Source organism: Pseudoclavibacter sp. VKM Ac-2867 (genome assembly GCF_015351275.1).
GTDB lineage: Bacteria > Actinomycetota > Actinomycetes > Actinomycetales > Microbacteriaceae > Pseudoclavibacter.
Window position 1 is genome coordinate 43,546 of record NZ_JADKSL010000002.1, and the last position, 21,102, is coordinate 64,647.

Consider the following 21,102-nt stretch of genomic DNA (forward strand, 5'->3'; position numbering starts at 1 on the left):
CTTGGACCGTGATCGACGCCCAGCTTCTCCGTGACCAGCCCGACCTCCTCAAGCGCTCTCAGGTCTCGCGCGGCAACGACCCCTCGACGGTCGATGCGGCGCTCGAGGCTGACGCTGCTCGCAGGTCCGCGATCTCCGAGTTCGAGCGGCTGCGCGCGGAGCAGAACGCCGCCTCCAAGCTGGTCGCGAAGGCCAGCAAAGAGGAGAGGCCGGCGATCCTCGCCTCGGTGAAGGATCTGGCGGTGAGCGTCAAGGCGGCGAGTCAGGCTGCGAACGAGGCGAGCGCGGCTGCGGATGCGGCCATCGGGCGCATCCAGAACCTCGTCATCGAGGGCGTGCCGGCGGGGGGCGAGGAGAACTTCGAGGTCCTCAAGACAGTGGGCGAGCGCCCGGCGTTCGACTTCGAGCCGCGCGATCACCTCGAGCTGGGGGAGCTGCTCGGGGCGATCGACATGCAGCGCGGGGCGAAGGTCTCCGGTGCGCGGTTCTACTTCCTGCGCGGCATCGGCGCCCGCCTCGAGCTGGCCCTCATGACGTATGCGCTCGATGTCGCGATCCGCAACGGCTTCGTGATGCTCACGACGCCGACGCTCGTGAAGCCGGAGATCATGCGCGGCACGGGCTTCCTCGGCGAGCACGCCGACGAGGTGTACCACCTGCAGGACGACGACCTCTACCTGACGGGCACAAGCGAGGTGGCGCTCGCGGGCTACCACTCCGACGAGATCATCGACATCGAGGCGGCGCCGATGCGCTACGCCGGCTGGTCGACCTGCTACCGCCGCGAGGCCGGTTCGCACGGCAAGGACACGCGCGGCATCATCCGCGTGCACCAGTTCAACAAGCTCGAGATGTTCGTCTACGCGAAGCCGGAGGACGCAGAGGCGGAGCACGAGCGGCTCCTCGGCTGGCAGGAGGAGGTGCTGCAGTCGCTCGGCCTGAACTACCGCGTCATCGACACCGCCGCTGGCGACCTCGGCTCCTCGGCGGCTCGCAAGTTCGACGTCGAGGCGTGGGTTCCGACCCAGGACGCGTACCGCGAGCTCACCTCGACCTCGAACTGCACGACGTACCAGGCCCGCCGCCTGTCGACGAGGTACCGCACCGAGTCGGGCAAGACCGCGCCGGCTGCGACCCTCAACGGCACGCTCGCGACGACGCGCTGGCTCGTGGCGCTGCTCGAGACGCACCAGCGCGCCGACGGGTCTGTGGCCATCCCCGAGCCGCTGCGTCCCTACCTCGGCGGCCTCGAGGTCATGGAGCCAGTCAAGTGAGCGCGGTGAACCTGCCACAGCAGGGCGCTGCGGGCGAGCGGATGCTCGTCGCGCTCGACATCGATGGCACGATCCTCGGCATCGACGGTGCGATCCCGGACGCGACGTTCGAGCAGGTTCGGCGGCTGCAGGCCGCGGGGCACGAGGTGATGCTCGCCACCGGCCGCAGCTGGGCTGACACGCGACCCATCGCCGAGCGGCTCGGCCTCGACTCGCAGTTCCATGTGTCCGCGAACGGTGCCATGACGCTCGAGCGCGACGCGGTCGCGCAGGGCGGGTACGCGACTCGCTGGATCGAGACGTTCGACCCCACCGAAGTGCTCGTCAGCCTGCGGGGAGCACTGGAGAACGCGATGTTCGCGGTCGAGGACCCGCAGGGTGTGTTCAAGTACAGCGGGCACTTCCCCGATGGGAGCTTCGAGGCGCGCGGCGAGGAGGTCCCGTTCGAAGGGCTCCTCAACGCTGAGGCGACGCGACTTGTCGTCATCTCCCCGGACCATTCGATCGAGGAGTTCACGGCGGTCATCGAGCGCCTCGGCCTGCACGAGGTCAGCTACTCCGTCGGGTGGACCGCGTGGCTCGACATCGCGCCGGAGGGCGTCAACAAGGGGACGGCGCTCGAGCGGGTGCGCCGCGAGCTCGGCATCCCGATGAACCGGGTCGTCGTCGCCGGTGACGGGCGCAACGACATCGAGATGCTGCAGTGGGCGTCGAACGGCGGCACGGCCATCGCCATGGGCGACGCCCCGCAGGAGGTCATCGACGCTGGCACGGTGCTCGCGCCGGACTTCGCGCACGACGGCCTCGGCGTGGCACTGAGCAGGCTCAGCTAGGCGACGGCATGACCGTTGACGTGCCGCGGAGGCGCCCGCTCGCCGCCATCGGCCAAGCGCTCGACGGCTTCTTCTTCGTCTTCGCGGGACTCGCCGCGATCTGGCTCGCAGTGCTCGTCGCCGATGACTCGTTCCAGGTCGGCTGGTGGGGGATCCTCCTGCTGCTCGCCTTCTGGGGCCTGCTCGCGTACCTCGTCCTGCCGCGCATCCACCGCATCCTGACGACCGTGTACGTGCCCGACTACTTCATCGGCAGGGCGCGGACCAGCGACGGCCTGCTCGGCGACCCCATCAACCTGGGGCTGCTCGGACACGAGGCCGAGCTGCACGATGCGATGCGCGCCGCTGGCTGGACGCGCGCTGACGACATCTCGCTGCGCACGAGCCTGGGCATCATCTCCTCGACGGTCACCCGTCGCAGCTACCACGAGGCGCCGGTCAGCCCACTGTTCCTCTTCGGCCGGCAGCAGGACCTCGCGTACCAGCAGGAGGTCGCGGGGAACCCGGCGAAGCGGCACCACGTGCGCTTCTGGAAGTGCCCGGACGGCTGGCTGCTGCCCGGCGGCACCCGGGTCGACTGGCTCGCGGCCGGCACCTTCGACCGTGCTGTCGGCTTCTCGCTCTTCACGCTGCAGGTGACGCACAAGATCGATGCCGACACCGACATCGAGCGCGACCATATCGTCGCCACAGTGCTCGAGGGCACACCGCGGGCGTCCGTCGCGGTGCTCAAGGACTTCTCGACGGGCTACCACTCGCGCAACGGAGGCGGCGACTCGATCCGCACCGACGGGAACCTGCCGGTGCTGCAGCTGCCGAGCACCTCCGATGCGCCGCTGTCTGTCTCCGAGCCCGTGCTGCTTCCCTCGGCCAGCGGCGCTCCCGGAGCTCGCCGCGAGCCCGATCGCCGCGAGCCCGCTCCCCGCGACTCGACTCTCCCGGCGCGCTCGACCGAGAAGCGCGCCGCCTTCGAGGCGATGAGCGCCTCGAACCCCATCGAGAGCTCGGTCGCCGAGGAGGTGCGCAGACACGGGCGCCCCATCACCATCACGTTCGGCGCGATCGTCGTCTTCGGTCGTGCCCTGCTCGCTCTGCTCTTCTTCGGCGTGCTCGCGCTCATCGGGCCCGATGGCATGCGCGAGGTGCTGAAGGATGCCGAGCTCTCCGGGGCGGACGCGGCGGCCCTCGCAGAGCCGGCCTGGATCGCCAGCATGGTCGTTGGCGGGATCGTCGTCTCCTCGACGCTGCTGCTCGGCATCCTCGTGCTGCGTGGCGTGAACTGGGCGCGCATCACGCTGCTGCTCTACGCGGCCGGGTCGATCGCCCTGCAGTTCGGCGGCTGGTGGGCTGGGGATGAGGAAATCAGGTTCAGCACTACCCTCGCGTTCACCGCTCTGGATATCCTGTCCTTGCTGGCTCTGTCAGGGAAGCCGGCGCGTCAGTACTCGCGGCAGCGTTCGTGAGTCTGCGGGTATCGTCCGGGTAACCAGATATTTCACTTTCGGTTACCATGGACACGCGAAGAGCTCGAAAACGATACTGAATCGTTGTCTGAGTGCTTCTGGAGGGCTGTCCGAGCGGCCGATGGAGCTGGTCTTGAAAACCAGTGGGCAGCAATGTCTCGTGGGTTCGAATCCCACGCCCTCCGCCACCAATACCCTGACGTGAGGAACACCGCCTGTGACGCATCCCGGACCATCCCGCGCTCGACGCGGCTACGTTCCGGGCAAGGGCGTGCAGGAGGAGGTCCCGAAGGTGACCTCCGCGCGGCACGGCAAGCAGCATGTGACGACGCCCACGAACTCGGTCGTCAAGACCGGGACGATCGCCCTCTGCGTCGCGCTCGTCAGCGTCATGTTCGTCGGTGCGCTCGCGTGGATCAACCTGCAGTCGAAGGTCACGACCTTCGACATCGCCGACCCGTCAGGCTCGGAGGAGCCGGCGAGCTTCGCCGAGATCGAGGGCGGCATCAACGTGCTGCTCGTCGGCAGCGACGACCGCACCGGTCAGGGCGCGGAGTTCGGCGAGGGCGAAGCCGACGCGGACGGCGTGCTCAACGACGTCAACATGCTGCTGCACATCGCGGAGGACCGCTCGAGCGCCTCCGTCGTCAGCATCCCCCGCGACACGATCGTGAACCAGCCTGCCTGCACCAACGACCAGGGTGTCGCCATGGAGGAGGCCTTCGAGGTCCCCATGAACAGCATCCTCGGCGAGGGCGGCATGAACTGCGTCGTGTCGACGGTCGAGGCGATGAGCGGCATCGAGATCCCCTACGCGGCGATGGTGAAGTTCCGCGGCGTCATCGAGATGTCGAATGCCGTCGGGGGCGTCGACGTGTGCGTGGCGAACGAGATCAGCGACGACTACGTGGGTCTGTACCTGCAGCCGGGCGACTACACGCTCCAGGGCGAGGATGCGCTGAAGTTCCTCCGCACCCGCCACGGCGTGGGCGACGGCAGCGACCTGACCCGCATCGCGAACCAGCAGGTGTTCCTGTCGGCGCTCATCCGCGAGGTGAAGAGCGCGGGAACGCTCACGAACCCCGTCAAGCTGTACGGCCTGGGCGTCGCGGCCACGCAGAACATGACCATGTCGAGCTCGCTGACCGACCCGAACACGCTCGTCAGCATGGCGATGGCGCTCTCGCAGGTGCCCCTCGACAAGATCACCTTCGTGCAGCTGCCGACCGCCGCCTACGACTCGGCGCGAGTGCAGCCGCTCGAACCGGACGCCTCCGCGATGTGGGAGCTGCTGCGCACCGACCAGTCGCTGGAGGTCGCGGGCGCACCAGAGCCCACCGAGACGCCGGCCGACCCGAACGCGACGGTCTCCATCGACCCGGCCACTGGCTGGGAGATCGACCCGACGACCGGCTTCCCCATCGACCCGGCAACGGGTATCCCCGTCGACCCCGCCACGGGACTGCCGGTCGAGACACCGCCGACGAGTGCCGTGCCGCAGCCCACGCTGGCGGGCCAGCGGGCCGACGAGGAGTCATGCTCCAACGCGAGCTCGTCGCTGTTCTGATCATCGACGCTTCCTGACCACCCGTGTCTGCTGGCGTCCTGCGCGGGGTCAGGAGATCCATGTTCGCGCGCCTTATGCTGACGAACTCGACGTACGCTCCGGGGGAGGCCCGCACCTGTGACGACTTCTCGACGACGGGGAAGCAGCGCTCAGCGCTTCGACCGTGCCGGTGACGATGGCATCCTGCATCCGGATGCGCGTGGCGGGGTCGCCCAGCATGGCCGCCTGCCCGTCACCTCCGCCGCTCGCTCGCTCGGCAAGGGGCTGCTTGTCGCCCTCTCCGCGGCGCTCGTGAGCCTGCTCGCGATCGGCGGGATCGCGGCGGCAAACCTCGGGGCAACCTGCAGCTGCTGCCAGACCCGGGCGGAGATAAAGCCCCCGTCGCGTTCGACGAGATCGAGGGCGGCTTCAACATCCTCCTCGTCGGCAGCGACGACCGCACGGGCCAGGGTGCCGAGTACGGGGAAGGCGACGAGGCGGCCTCCGGGGTGCTCAACGACGTGAACATGCTGCTGCACGTCTCGGCGGACCGCACGCACGCCTCCGTCGTCAGCATCCCTCGCGACACGATGGTCGACCAGCCAGCGTGCACCAACGACGAGGGGGTGCAGATGGAGGAGCGCTACGAGGTGCCGATGAACAGCATCCTCGGCGAGGGCGGCATGGGCTGCGTCGTCGAGACCGTCGAGTCGATGAGCGGCCTCGACATCCCGTACGCCGCGATGGTGCAGTTCCTCGGGGTCATCGAGATGTCGAACGCCGTCGGCGGGGTCGACGTGTGCGTGGCGAACGAGATCAGCGACGACTACGTCGGCCTCTACCTGCAGCCGGGCAACTACTCGCTGCAGGGCGAGGATGCGCTGAAGTTCCTCCGCACCCGCCACGGCGTGGGCGGCAGCGACCTGCAGCGCATCGCGAACCAGCAGGTGTTCCTCTCGTCCCTCATCCGCGAGGTGAAGAGCGCTGGCACGCTCGCGAACCCGACGAAGCTCTACGGACTCGGGGTCGCGGCGACGCAGAACATGAAGATGACGAAGTCGCTCGCGGACGTCCCGACGCTCATGGGCATGGCTTCGGCGCTCAACAAGGTCGACCTTTCGAAGATCTCGTTCGTGCAGCTGCCGACGGCTGACTATGACGGTTCGCGGGTCATTCCGCTTGAGCCGGATGCGACGGCCATGTGGGACCTGCTGGCGGCAGATCAGCCGCTGTCGGTCGCGGGTGCGCCGGGCGATGAAGGCGCGGTCGCCGACGACGGGACTGCCGGCGATGGCACGACCGGCGAGGATGCGGCGACGGATCCGCCCGTCGACCCCAACGCCCCCGTCGCGACCCCCGCGCCAACCTTCGCGGGCCAGGCCGCCGACCAGGAGTCCTGCTCGAACCCCACGACCCTCTTCGGCTAGCGCCCCGCCTCCGCCCGCCTGCCCGCGCTCGCCCCCGCCCGCTCGCCTGCCCGCGCCCGCCTCCGCCCGCCTGTCCGCGCCCGCCCCGCCCAGCCGCTCGAATGGGGCGGTTTCACCCCGTGTTGCGGCCGAGGACGGGGTGAAATCGACCTATCCGTGGGGCTCGGCCTGCAAAATCTCGCGCTCGGTTCGGAAGTTGCGCCGCGACCCGCTACGATAGGTGAGTCTTGGAGACGTCGCATAGTCCGGCCGAGTGCACCACCCTGCTAAGGTGGAGTCCCCTTTGAGGGGACCAGGGGTTCAAATCCCCTCGTCTCCGCTCTGCAGAGAACACCAAGATGAAGCCCCGGTACGAGCCCAGCTCGGAGCCGGGGTTTCGTGCATCCATCTGCGTCAACGTGCATGCGTGTGCGTCCACCTGCATCCAGCGCCCAGCCGGCTCGCAGCCCGCGCTTCCCGTCGAGCCCGGCGCAATACAATGCCCATCATGGGCGAATCCCGCAGGAGGAGCTCCTCGAAGGCAGACAGCTCCCCGACTCCTGGCATCTCGAAGGTCATCAACAACAACGTTGTGATCCAGATCGATGGGGCCGGGCAGGAGCGTGTGCTGATGGGGCGCGGTCTCGGCTTCCAGTTGAAGCCGGGCGACCTCATCGACCCCTCGAGGGTGGAGAAGACGTTTGTGCTCGCGACGGGCAGCGAGGGCGACCAGGCCCTGCAGCTGCTGAGCGCCGTGCCGTACCCCGTGGTCGAGGCGGTCATGAGCGCGGTCGACGAGGCCGAGCGGATGCTGGGGCGCGACCTCGGCAAGCGACTTCCCCTCGCGGTCATCGACCACATCCAGTACGTGCTCGAACGCCTCGATCGGGGCATCCGCATTCCGGCGACGTCGATGCCGGAGCTGCGCGTGCTGCACCCGCAGGAGTTCGCGGCGTCGAAGCACATGGCGAAGGTCATCTCCTCGGCCCTCGACCGGGAGCTCCCGCCTGAGGAGGCCGTGTTCCTGACGATGCACGTGCTGAACTCGACGCGCGACGAGCCCGACGGCACCTCCGCCCTGCTCTTCCGCCGCGTCCAGCACGTGGTCGTGACCGTCGAGGCTGGCCTCGGCGTCGACCTCGACGTCGACAGCCACGACTACGCGCGCTTCGTGCTGCACATCCAGTTCCTCCTCCAGCGGCTCGTGTCGCGCAGCATGCTCCGCTCCACGGACTCTTCGTTCTTCGACTTCACGAAGCGCACGTACCCGCGCTCGTTTGCGATCGCCGAGCAGGTGAAGGGGTACGTGCGGGAGGCGACGGGGGTCGAGCTGACCGACGAGGAGCTCCTGTACGTGACCGTCCACATCGAACGGCTCGCGCAGCACATTGCCTATGGCACAGACGTGGAGCCGATGCTAGAGTGACTGCCGCAGGGCAATGAAGTCCTGCGGAATCCTTGGATTGTTACCGGTCAAGCGGGCAAAACCTGAACTCATATCGCCGAAATGGCGGTGTTCGAGTTCAGGTTTTTTTGTTGCCCAAAATCTGCCGGTTCGGCCCAGGGGCTCCAGACCGAATTGCCGCCGATGGCGGGAGAAGGAGAGCGGTCCCATGGATCACTCAAGAGTTGCAGCGGATGTGCTCAAGGGCGTCGGCGGCGAAGAGAACGTCAAGTCGGTCGTGCACTGCATGACCCGCCTGCGCTTCGCGATCAGGGATGACGCGAAGATCGACAAGGCCGCGGTCAAGGCCATCCCGGGCGTCATCACGACGGCCGAGGCCGGCGGCCAGTACCAGGTTGTCATCGGCAACGAGGTCCCGGAGGTGTACGCCGAGCTCGGCAAGATCTCGAACCTCGTCGCGGGCACGCAGACGGCGACGGTCGATCCTGACGAGCCGAAGAAGAACCTCTTCAACCGCTTCATCTCGATGATCGCGGCGCTGTTCACCCCCCTGCTGTGGGCGCTCGCCGGCACCGGTCTGCTGAAGGCATTCCTTTCCGCCGCGGCGACCTTCGGCTGGATCGCCACCGACACGACGACGTACCTCGTCCTCAACGCGCTCTCTGACGCGTTCATCAACTTCCTGCCGATGGCGCTCGCGATCACGGCGGCCCGCTACTTCAAGGCCTCCGAGTGGACCTCGTTCGCGATCGCCGGCGCGCTGGTCTACCCGACGATCACTCCACTGGTCGGAGCCGAGGGGCTGACGTTCTTCGGGATCCCGTTCACGATGGTCAGCTACGTCTCCAGCGTCATCCCGATCATCCTCATCGTGTGGCTGCAGAGCTACGCGGAGAAGTTCCTCTACGCGAAGCTGCACTCCTCGGTCCGCCGCTTCCTGACGCCCATGATCGTCGTGCTGATCGCGGTGCCCCTCGTGTTCGTCGTCGTCGGCCCGATTTCCGCGCTCCTGAGCGGATGGCTCGGCGAGGGCATCGGCTGGATCTTCGCGAACGTCCCATGGCTCGGCGGCGCGATCATGGGTGGTCTGTGGCAGGTCTTCGTCATCTTCGGACTCCACTGGGGCTTCGTGCCGCTGTTCACGCTCGAGTTCCAGGCAACAGGTCAGATCCTGCTGATCGGCCCCGTGTTCGCTGCCGTCCTCGCGCAGTCCGCCGCGGTCGCCGGCGTGTGGGTCCGCACCCGCGACAAGAAGCTCAAGTCGCTCGCTGCGCCCGCCACGCTGTCCGGCTTCCTCGCCGGCATCACCGAGCCCGCGATCTACGGCATCAACCTGCCCCTCAAGCGCCCCTTCATCTTCGGCGTCATCGGTGGAGCACTCGGCGGGGCGATCATCGCCATGGGCGGCGTCTTCTCCACCGCCTTCGTCGTTCCCTCCGGCCTGGCGCTGCCTGCGCTCTTCGGCAACGGCAACATGGTCTTCCTCGGACTCGGCCTGGTCGCGGCGATCGTGGTGTCGTTCCTCCTCACCGTCATCCTCGGCTTCAAGGACCCGGTGGATGAGGAAGCTCCCGTCACGGCCGCAAGCAACGACCTCGAGATCCGCAGCCCCCTCGATGGCACCGCGGTTGCGCTGTCCGAGGTGTCCGACCCCGTCTTCGCCGGCGGTGTGCTCGGCAAGGGCGCAGCGGTCATCCCCAGCTCCGGCGCCGTCTACGCACCCTTCGACGGTGTCGTGGCAGCCGCCTTCCCGACGGGCCACGCGGTGGGCCTGCGCCACGCGGACGGCGCCGAGGTGCTCATCCACATCGGTGTCGACACGGTGAAGCTGGGCGGCCAGCACTTCACGATGAAGGTCGAGTCTGGTCAGGCCGTGAAGGCTGGCGAGCTGCTCATCGAGTTCGACGTCGACGCCGTCAAGGCGGCGGGCTACGACATCACGACGCCCGTCATCATCACGAATTCCGAGCTGTACCCGGAGATCACGAGCCAGGTGACCGGCCCCATCTCGCACGGAGAGTCGCTGTACCTGGCCAAGTCGGTCGAGACCGTGGCACTCGCCAAGTAGCCGCATCCACACCGCACGACTTCACGCACCAACGCATCGCAGAACGAAGGAGACACGCGAATGACGACAACGAACTTCCCAGACGGATTCCTCTGGGGCGGCGCGACCGCAGCCAACCAGCTCGAGGGCGGCTACCTCGACGGGGGCAAGGGCCTCTCCATCCAGGACGTCATGCCGAAGGGCATCATGGCGCCGCCGACCGAGGGGCCGACGGACGACAACCTCAAGCACGTCGGCATCGACTTCTACAACCGCTACGCGGAGGACATCGCGCTCTTCGCCGAGATGGGGTTCAAGACGTTCCGCTTCTCGATCGCCTGGAGCCGCATCTTCCCGAAGGGCGACGAGCTGGAGCCCAACGAAGAGGGCCTCGCGTTCTACGACCGCGTGCTCGACGAGCTGGAGAAGCACGGCATCGAGCCGCTCGTCACGATCTCGCACTACGAGACGCCGCTGCACCTCGCGCAGCAGTACGACGGCTGGGTGAGCCGCGAGCTCATCGGCTTCTACGAGCGCTACGCCCGAGTGCTGTTCGAGCGCTACGGCTCGCGAGTGAAGTACTGGCTCACGTTCAACGAGATCAACTCGGTGCTGCACGCCCCGCTCCTGAGCGGTGGCATCCTCACGCCGAAGGAGCAGCTCAGCGAGCAGGACCTGTACCAGGCCATCCACCACGAGCTCGTCGCCTCGGCGCTCGCGACGAAGATCGCGCACGAGGTCGCCCCGAATGCGCAGGTCGGCTGCATGCTCATCGCCATGCCGGTCTACCCGCTCACGCCGAGCCCCGCGGATGCGCTCAAGGTCATGGACGTCGACCACTCGAACCTCATGTTCGGCGACGTGCACGTGCGCGGCGAGTACCCGGGCTTCGCGCTGCGCCTCTTCAAGGAGAAGGGCATCGACCTCAACATCACGGATGAGGACCTCGAGATCCTGAAGAACACGGTCGACTTCATCTCGTTCAGCTACTACATGAGCATCGCCGAGACGGCAGACCCCTCTGCTGACTCCGGTGAAGGCAACATCATGGGCGGCGTGCCGAACCCGACGCTCGAGAAGAGCGAGTGGGGCTGGGCGATCGACCCGACCGGCCTGCGCATCGTCATGAACCAGTTCTGGGAGCGGTGGCAGAAGCCGCTGTTCATCGTCGAGAACGGGCTCGGGGCGAAGGACCAGCTCGTCGAGATCGACGGCGTGAAGACCGTCGATGACGGCTACCGCATCTCCTACCTCAACGACCACCTCGTGCAGGCCGGCGAAGCGATCGCTGACGGCGTCGAGCTGCTCGGCTACACGACGTGGGGCTGCATCGACCTCGTCTCGGCGAGCACGGCGCAGCTGAGCAAGCGGTACGGCTTCATCTACGTCGACCGCAACGACGACGGCTCTGGCACGCTCGAGCGCTACAAGAAGAAGTCGTTCGACTGGTACGCCGAGGTCATCCGCACCAATGGGGGCAGCCTGCAGGCGTAACGGCCAGCATCCCGAGCTCCGAACGTACCGGTCCCTGCGGCCCGGATACCGGGGCCGGCACTCGCAGAAGGCGGGTCGCGCATATCGCGCGGCCCGCCTTTTCGCATTGAGCGGGCGCGCGGGCTCTGTCGAACGGGCGGGGGACTGCTGCGACGAGGCCAACCTCCGGGAGGACGTCGGGCTCGGATGCGCCAGGGGCCCGATGCTGCGGTTTCGTCCCGCAAGTTGGTCAGCCGGGGCCGGAGCTGGCGCCGGAGGCGGGCTGGGCGCCGCGCTGGGAGGCGGGCCGGAAGGGCAGCGCCGCCCCGAGAGCCGGAGCGTGTTGCCTGTGAGGCAACTCGGAGTCGAGCGTGCGCCACTTTCTGACGTGGTTGATGACGCAACGTGACGCTGCCTGAAGCCCCACAACGTTCGGCGAAGGGAAGCGACGGCCTCGCCTGTTCACGCCATCAGCGCTTCCGTACCTTTCGAGGGATCCTTCCCGCCCCCCGTCGAAAGGCCAGCATGCCCACCGAGCTCGCCACCCCAGCGCCGACCGCACAGCTCTCCTCGCTCGAGGGAGCGGAGCCCCTGCAGCGGGTCATCGACGAGCTGCAGGCGGAGCTGCCGCAGCTCGAGGTGCGCGTGCCCTCGGCTCTGACGCGCGAGTACGCGGTGGATGCGAGCACGAGGGGCCGCCTCGCTGGCATCGACCTCGGCCCGGCCGTCGCGTTCCCGAGCACGGCGGCTGAGGTGCAGGTGGTCGTGCGGACGGCTGCCGAGCATGGCATCGCGGTGGTGCCGCGCGGCGCTGGCTCCGGCCTCGCAGGAGGCGCGACCGCCGACGCTCGGCAGCTGGTCGTCTCGACGGAGCGCCTCAACCGGGTCGTCGAGGTGAGCCCGCTGGACGAGGTCGCCGTGGTCGAGCCTGGCGTCATCAACGCCGACCTCAACCGGCACCTCGAGCCATACGGCCTCTTCTACGCGCCGGACCCGGCCAGCTGGGACATCTCGTCCATCGGCGGCAACATCGCCACCAATGCTGGCGGGCTGCGCTGCGCGAAGTACGGAGTGACGCGCGAGTCGATCCTCGCGCTCGACGTCGTGCTCGCCGACGGCACGCTCGTGCACGTCGGCCACCGCTCCATCAAGGGCGTCACGGGCCTCGACCTCGTCTCCCTCTTCGTCGGATCGGAGGGCATCCTCGGCATCGTCGTCGCGGCGACCGTGCGCCTCCGCCCGATCCCGGTCGCCCGCCGCACGGTGTCGGCGTTCTTCGCGACGACGGCAGCTGGCGCGGATGCGCTCTCCGCCATCACCCGCAGCACGGTGCGCCCCAGCGTCGTCGAGTTCTTCGACTCCCGCACGCTCGCGAACATCGACGCGCACAGCGGCAGCACGCTCACCGCCCGCGGCGGCGCCCTGCTGCTCATCGAGCTCGACGGCTACGGCATCGACGAGCAGTCCGCTGACCTCCGCGCGGCGCTCGAAGCAGTCGGCGGGCTCGTCACCGAGGAGACCGTCGAGGACGGTGAGTCGCTGTGGGAGCTGCGCCGTTCAGGGCGCGGCTTCGATCCCGCCGAGTGGTTCGCGGGCGGCGATATCGCCGTTCCCAAGTCGCGCATCCCCGAGATCTTCGCCCACTTCCCCGTCGTCGAGGAGCGCTTCGGTGTCACGGTGGGCGCTGTCGCCCACGCCGGCGACGGCAACCTGCACCCCGTCATCACGCTCCGCATCCCGGAAGGAGCGGACCCGGCCGTCGTCCCGCCGCAGCTGCACGACGCGGCCGTCGCCCTCGCCGAGTTCGCGCTCGAGCTCGGCGGAACCGTGAGCGGTGAGCACGGCATCGGCTCCTCGAAGCTCGACCTCGCAGCCCTCGAGCTGTCCGAGCGGAACCGCGAGGCGCAGCACGCCATCAAGCGCGCGCTCGACCCCGCCGCGCTCTTCAACCCGGGCAAGGCCATCTGACCCGGGCCCCGAGCGCCCCATCCCGAGCATCCGTTCACCAGCACACGCACCAGCACCAGCACACGCACGCACCCCCCCACCCGCTCTCCCCAACGCAGACCCCGAGAAAGCAGCCACCATCATGTCGACACGACACCCACGACTCCGACGGAAACTCGCCGCAGCCATCGGCGTGCTCGCCAGCATGTCGCTGCTCGCAGCCTGCGCGACCTCCGACGCCGCCCCAGGGGCTGCGGGTGAGGGGGAGCCGAAGAACGGCGGCGACATCACGTTCCTCATCGACTCCCTCGGCGACAGCTGGATCCCCAACAACAGCGCCATCTCCAGCTACCAGGGGCACGTCTGGGGCCACGTCACCGACAAGCTCGTGTACGTCGACGGCGAGGGCAACGTCAGCCCGTGGGTCGCGGAGAGCTGGGAGCAGAACGACGACGCGACGGAGTACACGCTGCACCTCAAGGACGGCGTGACCTTCTCGGACGGCACCCCCGTCGACGCCGCGGCGGTCGTCGCGAACCTCGACATCTGGGCCAAGGGCGACCCCGACCGCGGCATCAACCGCATCGGGCTGTTCCCCGCCGCGAACTACGACGGTGCGACCGCGGTCGATGCGGCGACCGTCGAGGTGAAGTTCTCGAAGCCCACCCTCGGCTTCATCCCGACGCTCGGCTACCACGGCTCGATCCTCACCTCCCCGGCCGTCATCGCGCTGCCGGCTGAGGAGCAGGCCGACCTCAGCAACTTCGTCGGGAGCGGCCCGTTCACGGTCGAGTCCTGGCAGGAGGGGCAGGACGTGGTCCTGACCAAGCGCGAGGACTACACCTGGGGTCCGGAGGCGCTCGAGCACACGGGCCCCGCGTTCCTCGACTCCATCACCTACCAGATCGTCGCCGAGCCGTCGCTGCGCACCTCCTCGGTGCAGGCGGGCCAGGCGGATGTCGCCTACAACACCTCCCCGCAGGAGCTGGATGCGCTCGCCGACGAGGGCCTCGAGGTCGCGGTTCCCCGCTACCTGGGCTTCGTCAACGGCTACGCGCTGAACACGCAGGTCGCTCCGTTCAACGAGACCGAGGTGCGTCAGGCATTCCAGCACGGCATCGACCGCGACGAGATCCTCTCCACCGTGTACACGGAGGACTGGGAGGCCGCGGAGACGTTCATCCAGAGCAACGTTCCAGAGGCGACGGACCACAGCGACGCCTTCGCGTTCGACCCGGAGGAGTCGAAGAAGCTGCTGGATGCGGCCGGCTGGACGGAAGGCGCTGACGGCATCCGCTCGAAGAACGGCGAGACCCTCGCCGTGACGCTCTACCCGAACCCCTACCTCGCCACCTCGCAGTCGGTCGACGAGCTCGTGGCGCAGCAGCTGAAGAAGATCGGCTTCGACGTGAAGATCGAGGCGTACGACGTCGTCACGTACGGCGAGCGCGTGCTGAACAGCGGCGTCGAGATCCCGGCCACCGAGATCACGCGCAGCTTCATCGACGTGGGCACGGTCGCGGGCATCCTCACGAGCCTCAACGAGGGCGACGAGGACTGGTTCGGCGTGGGCACGAGCGACACGAAGCTCAACGAGTACGCCGGGGGCATCTCGAGCTCGAGCGACACCGAGGCACGTGCGGCGCTCGCCGACGAGCTGCAGGGTTACGTGCTCGAGCAGGGCTACTTCGCCCCGATCACGCAGATCGTGCAGCGCGTCTACGTGCAGTCGCCGAACCTGCACGGCGTCACGTACAACGGCGTCGCGTACGCCAACTACGCCACGGCCTGGGTCGACTAGGCCCCGGCCGGCGGGAGGGTTCGGCATGAGACACAACTACACGCGCTTCGCGCTGAGGCGCACGGGCCAGGCGATCATCGTCGTGCTGCTCGCCTACGTCTTCACGTTCTTCGTCATCAGCGTGCTGCCGGGGGACCCGGTCACGAGCACGCTGCGCAACCCCGACAACGGGTTCACGGAGGAGGAGATCGCCCGCATCGTGGCCTACTACGGCCTCGACCAGCCGCTGCTCGTGCAGCTGTGGGGTTCGCTTACGAGGTTCGTCGTCGGTGACTTCGGCATCTCGCTGCGCTCGAACCTGCCTGTCGCCGACCTCATCGGGGATGCGCTGCCCTCGACGCTCGCGCTCGCGGGCAGCGCCCTCCTCGTGGCGGTTGTGCTTGCCGTGCTCATCGCGTTCGGCACGCAGGTGCTGCCGGCCCGCTACGGCCAGGGCATCCTGCGCGCATTCCCGTCGCTGTTCCTGTCGGTGCCGAACTTCGTCATCGGCCTGCTCCTCATCAACGTGTTCGCGTTCGGACTCGGCCTGTTCCGCATCGTCGACCCGGAGAGCGCGTGGGCGACGTTCTTCGCCGCCGTCGCCCTCGGCATCCCGGTCTCCGCGCAGATCGCGGAGGTGCTCATCACGAACCTCGACCACGCGTCCTCGCAGGAGTACGCGTCGGTGGCGCGCTCTCGCGGTCTCACGCAGCGGCGGCTCTTCACGCGGCACCTCCTGAAGCCGTCGGCGCTGCCCGCGGTGACGGTGCTCGCGCTCACGGTGGGCGAGCTGCTCGGCGGTTCCCTCATCACGGAGGCCGTCTTCGGGCGCAGTGGCATCGGCAGCATCGTGCAGCGGGCCGTCGCCAGCCAGGACCTGCCGGTGCTGCAGGCGGTCGTCGGCCTCGCCGCCGTCGTCTTCGTGCTCGTCAACCTGCTCGCCGACCTGGCCTACCCGATCCTCGATCCGCGTGTCGACATCGAAGGAAACCGCAAGAAGGGCGGGCCCGTCATCGGGGATGCGGATGCGTCGGCACCCGAGTCCCCCTCGCCCCAGTCCGACTCCCCACTCAAGGAAGAGGCGAGCATCGTATGACCTCCGCAGTTCTGAACGCCGCACCGGGCGCGACCGGCTCTCGCAGTCCCAGGGCCGCGTTCAAGGTCCGCGCGATCGGCGGCTTCCCCCCGACGGTCGTGCTGTCGTTCGTCGTCATCGTCCTGGTGCTCGCCTGGTCGCTGCTGCCCGGCGTCTTCACGTCCTACAGTCCGGTCGACGGCGTCCCCGCCGACAAGTTCCTGGCGCCCAGCGCGCAGCACTGGTTCGGCACGGATCACCTCGGACGCGACCAGTTCGCCCGGGTCGTCTTCGGCACGCAGTCCTCGATCTCGTCGGCACTGGTCGCCGTGATCATCGGCGTCGTCGTGGGCGGTGCGATCGGTCTCATCGGCGGATTCATCGGCTCCTGGACCGACACGGTGCTCGCCAGGTTCGTGGATGTGCTGCTCGCCATCCCCAGCTTCCTCCTCGCCGTCGTCATCGTCTCCTCCCTCGGCTTCCAGACCATCAACGCCGCGATCGCCACTGGCGTCTCCGCCGTCGCGGTGTTCGCCCGCGTCATGAGATCCGAGGTGCTCAAGACGCGGCGGGCCACGTTCGTGGAGGCCGCCTACCTCCAGGGCGGGTCGAAGTGGCACGTGCTCGGGCGCCACGTCCTCCCGAACGCGTCTCGCTCCGTCCTGGCGCTGGCGGTGCTGCAGTTCGGGCTCTCGATCCTCGTCATCGCGGGCCTCGCGTTCCTCGGCTACGGTGACCCGCCGCCCGCATCCGACTGGGGGCTGCTCATCTCCAACGGCAAGGACTACCCGCGGGCGCCCTGGCTCGTGCTGTGGCCAGCGCTGGTCACCATCGCGACGGTGCTCTCCGTCAACCGCATCAGCCGGTGGCTCCGGCAGACGTCCTGACCGAACGCACGAGAGGCACGCAATGACCCACGCATCAGCATCAGCATCAGCATCTGCATCGGCATCCGCTCCCGAATCCTCCGCTCAGCCCCTCCTGCAGGTCGAGAACCTGTCGGTCGCGTACGGCAGGAGCGAGGTCGTCTCCGACGTCAGCTTCACCTTGAACCGTGGCGAGAGCCTCGCGCTCATCGGCGAGTCCGGGTCCGGGAAGTCCACGATCGCCCGCGCGATCCTCCGCCTCCTGCCGGACGGCGGTCGGGCGGCTGGGAGCATCCGCTTCGAGGGGAAGGACGTGCTCGCGTACTCGCCGCGCCAGTTCCGCCCCCTGCGCGGCGCCCGCATCGGCTTCGTGCCGCAGGACCCGGCGAACGCCCTCAACCCGGTGCGCACCATCGGCTCCCAGGCGCACGAGGCGGCCGACCTCGTCGACGGCCTCTCCCGCGATGAGCAGCGGGAGCTCATCTTCGCGACGTTCGAGCGGGTCGGCCTGCCAGACCCGAAGCGCGTGTACGAGTCCTACCCCCACCAGCTCTCCGGCGGCATGCTGCAGCGTGTGCTCATCGGCCTCGCCGTGCTGCCGAGCCCCGAGCTGCTCATCGCGGACGAGCCGACGAGTGCGCTCGACGTGACGATCCAGAAGCGCATCCTGGGGGTGCTCAGCGAGCTGCAGAGCGAACTGGGCATCGGGCTCGTGCTCATCACGCACGACCTCGCGATCGCGGCCGAGCGCACGCAGAAGATCGTCGTGCTCAAGGGCGGCGAGGTGCAGGAGGCCGGCGCGACGGAGCAGGTGTTCACCGAGTCGACCTCGCCGTACACGGTTTGTCTGCGGCAGGATGCCCCCGCCCTGAACCCCGACCGCTACGGTTCGCTGCTGCAGCGGGACAGCCGCGGCGCCGCGACCGAGCAGGTCGCGGTCACGGGCGTCTCGAAGAGCTTCTCGGTCGGCGAGCGACGGGTCGCGGCGTTGGACGACGTGTCGTTCGCGGTGAGGGCAGGCACGACGCACGCACTCGTGGGGGAGTCCGGCTCGGGCAAGACGACGGCCGTCCGCATCCTGCTCGGCCTCGAGGAGGCGGACGCCGGCGAGGTCAGGGTCGGCGACGAGCGAGTCGACGGCAGCTCTCCCAGGCAGCTCCGCGAGATCCGCCGCCACCTGCAGCTCGTCTACCAGAACCCGTTCACCTCCCTCGATCCGACGTGGCGTGTGGAGCGCATCGTGCGCGAGCCGCTCGACCGCTACAAGGTCGGTGACAAGCGGGAGCGCGCCGAGAAGGCTCGGGCTGCCCTCGCGTCCGTCGGCCTGGGCGCGGAGTTCCTGTCCCGGAAGCCGTCAGCCCTTTCCGGCGGCCAGCGCCAGCGTGTTGCCATCGCGCGCGCCCTCGTGCTCCGGCCAGACGTGCTCGTGCTCGACGAGCCGACCTCCGCCCTCGATGTGACCGTGCAGGCGGAGATCTTCGAGGTGCTGTTCCAGCTGCAGGCTGAGCTGGGGCTCACCTACCTGTTCGTCTCCCACGATCTCGCGCTCGTCCGCCAGGTCGCAGACACGGTGTCGGTGCTCCAGGGCGGCAAGGTCGTCGAGTCCGGACGGGTTGCCGAGGTGCTCGCGCATCCCGAGCAGCCCTACACGCGGGCCCTCATCGATGCCATCCCCACGCCCCGGTACGGGCATGCGGCTCCGGCAGCGGATGCGAACGCGACGCCTGCCGTGCAGGTCCCGGCGCTCGTCTGAGCGACCCGCACCTCCGAACTTCCACCTGAACCGATCGAGGCCGAGCGCCTCGTGCGAGAGAGAACGACGACACCATGACAAGCACCGCCAGCACGCAGACCCTCCCGCAGAGCACGCCGCAGACCTCCCCGCCGACCTGGACGTCGACGGAGCTCGCGCGCGCCTTCAACGCGCCGAAGGGCTTCGGCGACGCGACCCTGCGCGACCGGCACCCCGACTCGATCGAGCTGCTCGGCGGCATCCCCGACCCGTCGGTGCTCCCCTCCGCCGAGCTCGCCGAGGCGACCGCGCGGGTGCTGTCCGTGCCGGGCGTGCCGGCGCTGCAGTACGGGCGAACCGAGGGTGTGCCCGCGTTGCGGGAATGGATCGCCGCACGCGAGGGCGTGCCGGTATCGCGCGTGCTCATCACGAACGGCGGGTTCCACGGCATCTCCCTCGCCGTGCAGCTCGTGGTCGAGCGCGGCGGCCTCGTCGCGGTCGACAACCCGATCTTCCCGCTGTTTCTGCGCGGCCTCGAACTCTCCGACGCGCGGATCCTGCCGATCACAGTCGGCCGCGACGGCTTCGACGTCGCCGAGCTGGAGGCCCATCTGGTCGCTGGCGCACGTCCGGCGGCCGTCTACACGGTGCCCGACTTCCACAACCCCTCGCAGCACAGCCTGACCCTCGAGGGGCGCCGTGAGCTCGTGCGCCTCGCTGAGCGGTACAACTTCATCCTGCTGGCCGACAACCCGTACCGGGAGCTGCGCTTCCGCGGCGACGAGCTCGACTTCGAGATCTTCAACAGCTCCTCGCACGTGATCCACATCAACACGTTCACGAAGACGCTCGGCCCCGGCCTGCGCCTCGGCTGGATCGTGCTGCCGGAGCGCCTTGTTCCCGACTTCGTGTCGCTGCGCGCGCGTCAGGACTCGCACTCCTCGCAGCTCGTCCAGCATGCGGTCGCCGAGCTGCTCGGGACGACGCCCACGTTCTTCGACGACACGCTCGCGTCGGCACGCGAGCTGTACCGGGAACGGGCGGATGCGCTCTCCGCCGCGCTCGAGGCCCACGCACCCGGGGCGTTCGAGATCGACGCGCCCGATGGCGGCCTGTTCCTGTGGCCGCGGCTCGTCGACGACGCGATCGACGCGGACAGGCTCGCCGAGGATGCGAGCGCTGCGGGCATCGGCTACCAGCGCGGCTCGTTCTTCCCGTCCGGGCCTGGCACCGACGCGCCTCGCCGCCTGAGACTCGCCTACGGAGACACCCCCATCGAGCGCCTGCAGGAGGCCGCCGCGCGCCTCGGCCGCGCACTCGAGAAGCAATAAGCGGACTCGTGCCAAGATATTCGGGTGGCTTCTCCGCAACGATACCGGCGTCGGGGCAGGGGTGCGGCTGAGTTCGCCGAGCTCAGCGGCTACCGCGTCAAGGGTGCGCCGGCCGAGTTCGCGGTCGACGTCACGGCAATCGACCTCGGCGATGTCGCCATGTGGCGGCTGCACCTCACGCCTGTGCAGGCCACGATCGCGGACGTCCTGCCGGGGGAGCTCGAGACGGTGCAGGTGCTCTCCACCGTCTCGGGGACGATGACCGTCAGGATCGCAGGAATCTCCCACGAGCTGACGCCGGGCTCGTACCTCCTCTTCGACCCGCGGCGGCCGCACGATGTGTCGAGCGCGGATGAGACCACCTCGTTCCTCTACTCTGTCCGGCGCTCCGCAGTCGAGCCGATCATCCGCGAGTTCCCCCTCAGGGTCGATGCCGATCCTGTCTACAGTCGCGCCCTGCGCGCGCTCGTCACGAGCATCCTGGACTCCGAGAGGGACTACTCCGGGCCGGGCGCGGGAAACCTGCGCATCGCGATCGAGTCGGCGCTGCTCGCGAGCATCGCCGAGGCGGTGGGGCGTTTCCGGGCGACCACGAGCGAGGGCGGCGACCGGTTCCTGGTGCTCATCGAGGGGGCCAGGCAGATCATCGCGGGAGAGTTCGCCGACCGGTCTCTCTCGGCGACCACCCTCGCGCAACGCCTCAGCGTCTCGCGTTCCCTGCTGCACAGGGCGTTCGAGAGCGTCGGCATGACGCCAGCGGTGGAGCTGCGCAACGCTCGGGCGAGGCACGCCGGGCATCTCCTGGCCTCGGGCGATTCGCCAGCGCAGCGCAGGGCGGCGGCCAAGGCATCTGGGTTCGCATCGGTGACATCGATGCTCGCGGCGATCGAGGCGCTCGGCCGAGACTGACGCCGGAGCGGCCTG

At 68.7% G+C, this 21,102-nt stretch carries 15 protein-coding genes and 2 tRNA genes; all 17 read left to right on the forward strand.

From position 1 onward, the window contains the following. The first annotated feature begins 8 nt into the window (after positions 1-8). Entirely contained in the window at positions 9-1,274 is a 1,266-nt protein-coding gene (gene serS / locus ITJ67_RS03225; RefSeq protein WP_194676725.1) for a serine--tRNA ligase, read from the forward strand. Then, entirely contained in the window at positions 1,271-2,107 is an 837-nt protein-coding gene (locus tag ITJ67_RS03230) for an HAD family hydrolase (protein WP_236558485.1), read from the forward strand. The genes serS and ITJ67_RS03230 overlap by 4 nt, the downstream gene beginning before the upstream one ends. Positions 2,108-2,115: 8 nt before the next feature. Continuing rightward, positions 2,116-3,570, forward strand: a complete 1,455-nt coding sequence (locus ITJ67_RS03235) for an LssY C-terminal domain-containing protein (RefSeq protein ID WP_194676726.1) — start codon at positions 2,116-2,118, stop codon at positions 3,568-3,570. A 100-nt stretch (positions 3,571-3,670) separates the two neighbouring features. Further along, positions 3,671-3,758, forward strand: a tRNA-Ser gene (locus ITJ67_RS03240). Between the two features lie 29 nt (positions 3,759-3,787). Next, positions 3,788-5,137 carry an LCP family protein gene (locus ITJ67_RS03245; protein ID WP_194676727.1) on the forward strand — a complete coding sequence of 450 codons (1,350 nt, stop codon included), beginning with the start codon at positions 3,788-3,790 and terminating at the stop codon, positions 5,135-5,137. 488 nt (positions 5,138-5,625) lie between these two features. Further along, entirely contained in the window at positions 5,626-6,543 is a 918-nt protein-coding gene (locus ITJ67_RS03250; RefSeq protein ID WP_194676728.1) for an LCP family protein, read from the forward strand. Between the two features lie 229 nt (positions 6,544-6,772). Then, positions 6,773-6,862, forward strand: a tRNA-Ser gene (locus tag ITJ67_RS03255). Between the two features lie 168 nt (positions 6,863-7,030). Further along, on the forward strand, positions 7,031-7,948 hold the full coding sequence (locus ITJ67_RS03260; RefSeq protein ID WP_194676729.1) for a PRD domain-containing protein: 918 nt from the start codon (positions 7,031-7,033) through the stop codon (positions 7,946-7,948). A gap of 187 nt (positions 7,949-8,135) precedes the next feature. After that, positions 8,136-9,995, forward strand: a complete 1,860-nt coding sequence (locus ITJ67_RS03265; RefSeq protein WP_194676730.1) for a beta-glucoside-specific PTS transporter subunit IIABC — start codon at positions 8,136-8,138, stop codon at positions 9,993-9,995. Positions 9,996-10,055: 60 nt separating this feature from the next. Further along, positions 10,056-11,468 carry a glycoside hydrolase family 1 protein gene (locus tag ITJ67_RS03270; RefSeq protein ID WP_194676731.1) on the forward strand — a complete coding sequence of 471 codons (1,413 nt, stop codon included), beginning with the start codon at positions 10,056-10,058 and terminating at the stop codon, positions 11,466-11,468. 504 nt (positions 11,469-11,972) lie between these two features. Further along, on the forward strand, positions 11,973-13,415 hold the full coding sequence (locus ITJ67_RS03275; RefSeq protein WP_194676732.1) for an FAD-binding oxidoreductase: 1,443 nt from the start codon (positions 11,973-11,975) through the stop codon (positions 13,413-13,415). 121 nt (positions 13,416-13,536) lie between these two features. Then, on the forward strand, positions 13,537-15,195 hold the full coding sequence (locus ITJ67_RS03280) for an ABC transporter substrate-binding protein (protein ID WP_194676733.1): 1,659 nt from the start codon (positions 13,537-13,539) through the stop codon (positions 15,193-15,195). A gap of 25 nt (positions 15,196-15,220) precedes the next feature. Continuing rightward, the gene (locus ITJ67_RS03285; protein WP_194676734.1) at positions 15,221-16,270 is read left to right on the forward strand and encodes an ABC transporter permease; all 1,050 of its coding nucleotides are present in this window, start codon (positions 15,221-15,223) and stop codon (positions 16,268-16,270) included. Further along, complete coding sequence (locus ITJ67_RS03290) at positions 16,267-17,136, forward strand: ABC transporter permease (protein WP_160073102.1); 870 nt, start codon at positions 16,267-16,269, stop codon at positions 17,134-17,136. The genes ITJ67_RS03285 and ITJ67_RS03290 overlap by 4 nt, the downstream gene beginning before the upstream one ends. A gap of 22 nt (positions 17,137-17,158) precedes the next feature. After that, positions 17,159-18,868, forward strand: coding sequence for a dipeptide ABC transporter ATP-binding protein (locus tag ITJ67_RS03295; RefSeq protein ID WP_194676735.1), 1,710 nt, complete (start codon positions 17,159-17,161; stop codon positions 18,866-18,868). Positions 18,869-18,942: 74 nt separating this feature from the next. Further along, positions 18,943-20,178, forward strand: coding sequence for a PLP-dependent aminotransferase family protein (locus tag ITJ67_RS03300; protein ID WP_160073106.1), 1,236 nt, complete (start codon positions 18,943-18,945; stop codon positions 20,176-20,178). A 24-nt stretch (positions 20,179-20,202) separates the two neighbouring features. Further along, positions 20,203-21,087 (forward strand): AraC family transcriptional regulator, encoded by an 885-nt coding sequence (locus ITJ67_RS20135; protein WP_160073108.1) that lies wholly within the window; start codon positions 20,203-20,205, stop codon positions 21,085-21,087. Positions 21,088-21,102 lie beyond the last annotated feature (15 nt).

What these genes read in the sequence shown, in the direction of transcription:
- ITJ67_RS03295 (WP_194676735.1), top strand. Translation starts at nt 17,159, where the DNA reads ATGACCCACGCATCAGCATCAGCATCAGCATCTGCATCGGCATCCGCT.
- ITJ67_RS03275 (WP_194676732.1), top strand. Translation starts at nt 11,973, where the DNA reads ATGCCCACCGAGCTCGCCACCCCAGCGCCGACCGCACAGCTCTCCTCG.
- ITJ67_RS03270 (WP_194676731.1), top strand. Translation starts at nt 10,056, where the DNA reads ATGACGACAACGAACTTCCCAGACGGATTCCTCTGGGGCGGCGCGACC.
- ITJ67_RS03265 (WP_194676730.1), top strand. Translation starts at nt 8,136, where the DNA reads ATGGATCACTCAAGAGTTGCAGCGGATGTGCTCAAGGGCGTCGGCGGC.
- ITJ67_RS03260 (WP_194676729.1), top strand. Translation starts at nt 7,031, where the DNA reads ATGGGCGAATCCCGCAGGAGGAGCTCCTCGAAGGCAGACAGCTCCCCG.
- ITJ67_RS03290 (WP_160073102.1), top strand. Translation starts at nt 16,267, where the DNA reads ATGACCTCCGCAGTTCTGAACGCCGCACCGGGCGCGACCGGCTCTCGC.
- ITJ67_RS03300 (WP_160073106.1), top strand. Translation starts at nt 18,943, where the DNA reads ATGACAAGCACCGCCAGCACGCAGACCCTCCCGCAGAGCACGCCGCAG.
- ITJ67_RS03235 (WP_194676726.1), top strand. Translation starts at nt 2,116, where the DNA reads ATGACCGTTGACGTGCCGCGGAGGCGCCCGCTCGCCGCCATCGGCCAA.
- ITJ67_RS03280 (WP_194676733.1), top strand. Translation starts at nt 13,537, where the DNA reads ATGTCGACACGACACCCACGACTCCGACGGAAACTCGCCGCAGCCATC.
- ITJ67_RS03285 (WP_194676734.1), top strand. Translation starts at nt 15,221, where the DNA reads ATGAGACACAACTACACGCGCTTCGCGCTGAGGCGCACGGGCCAGGCG.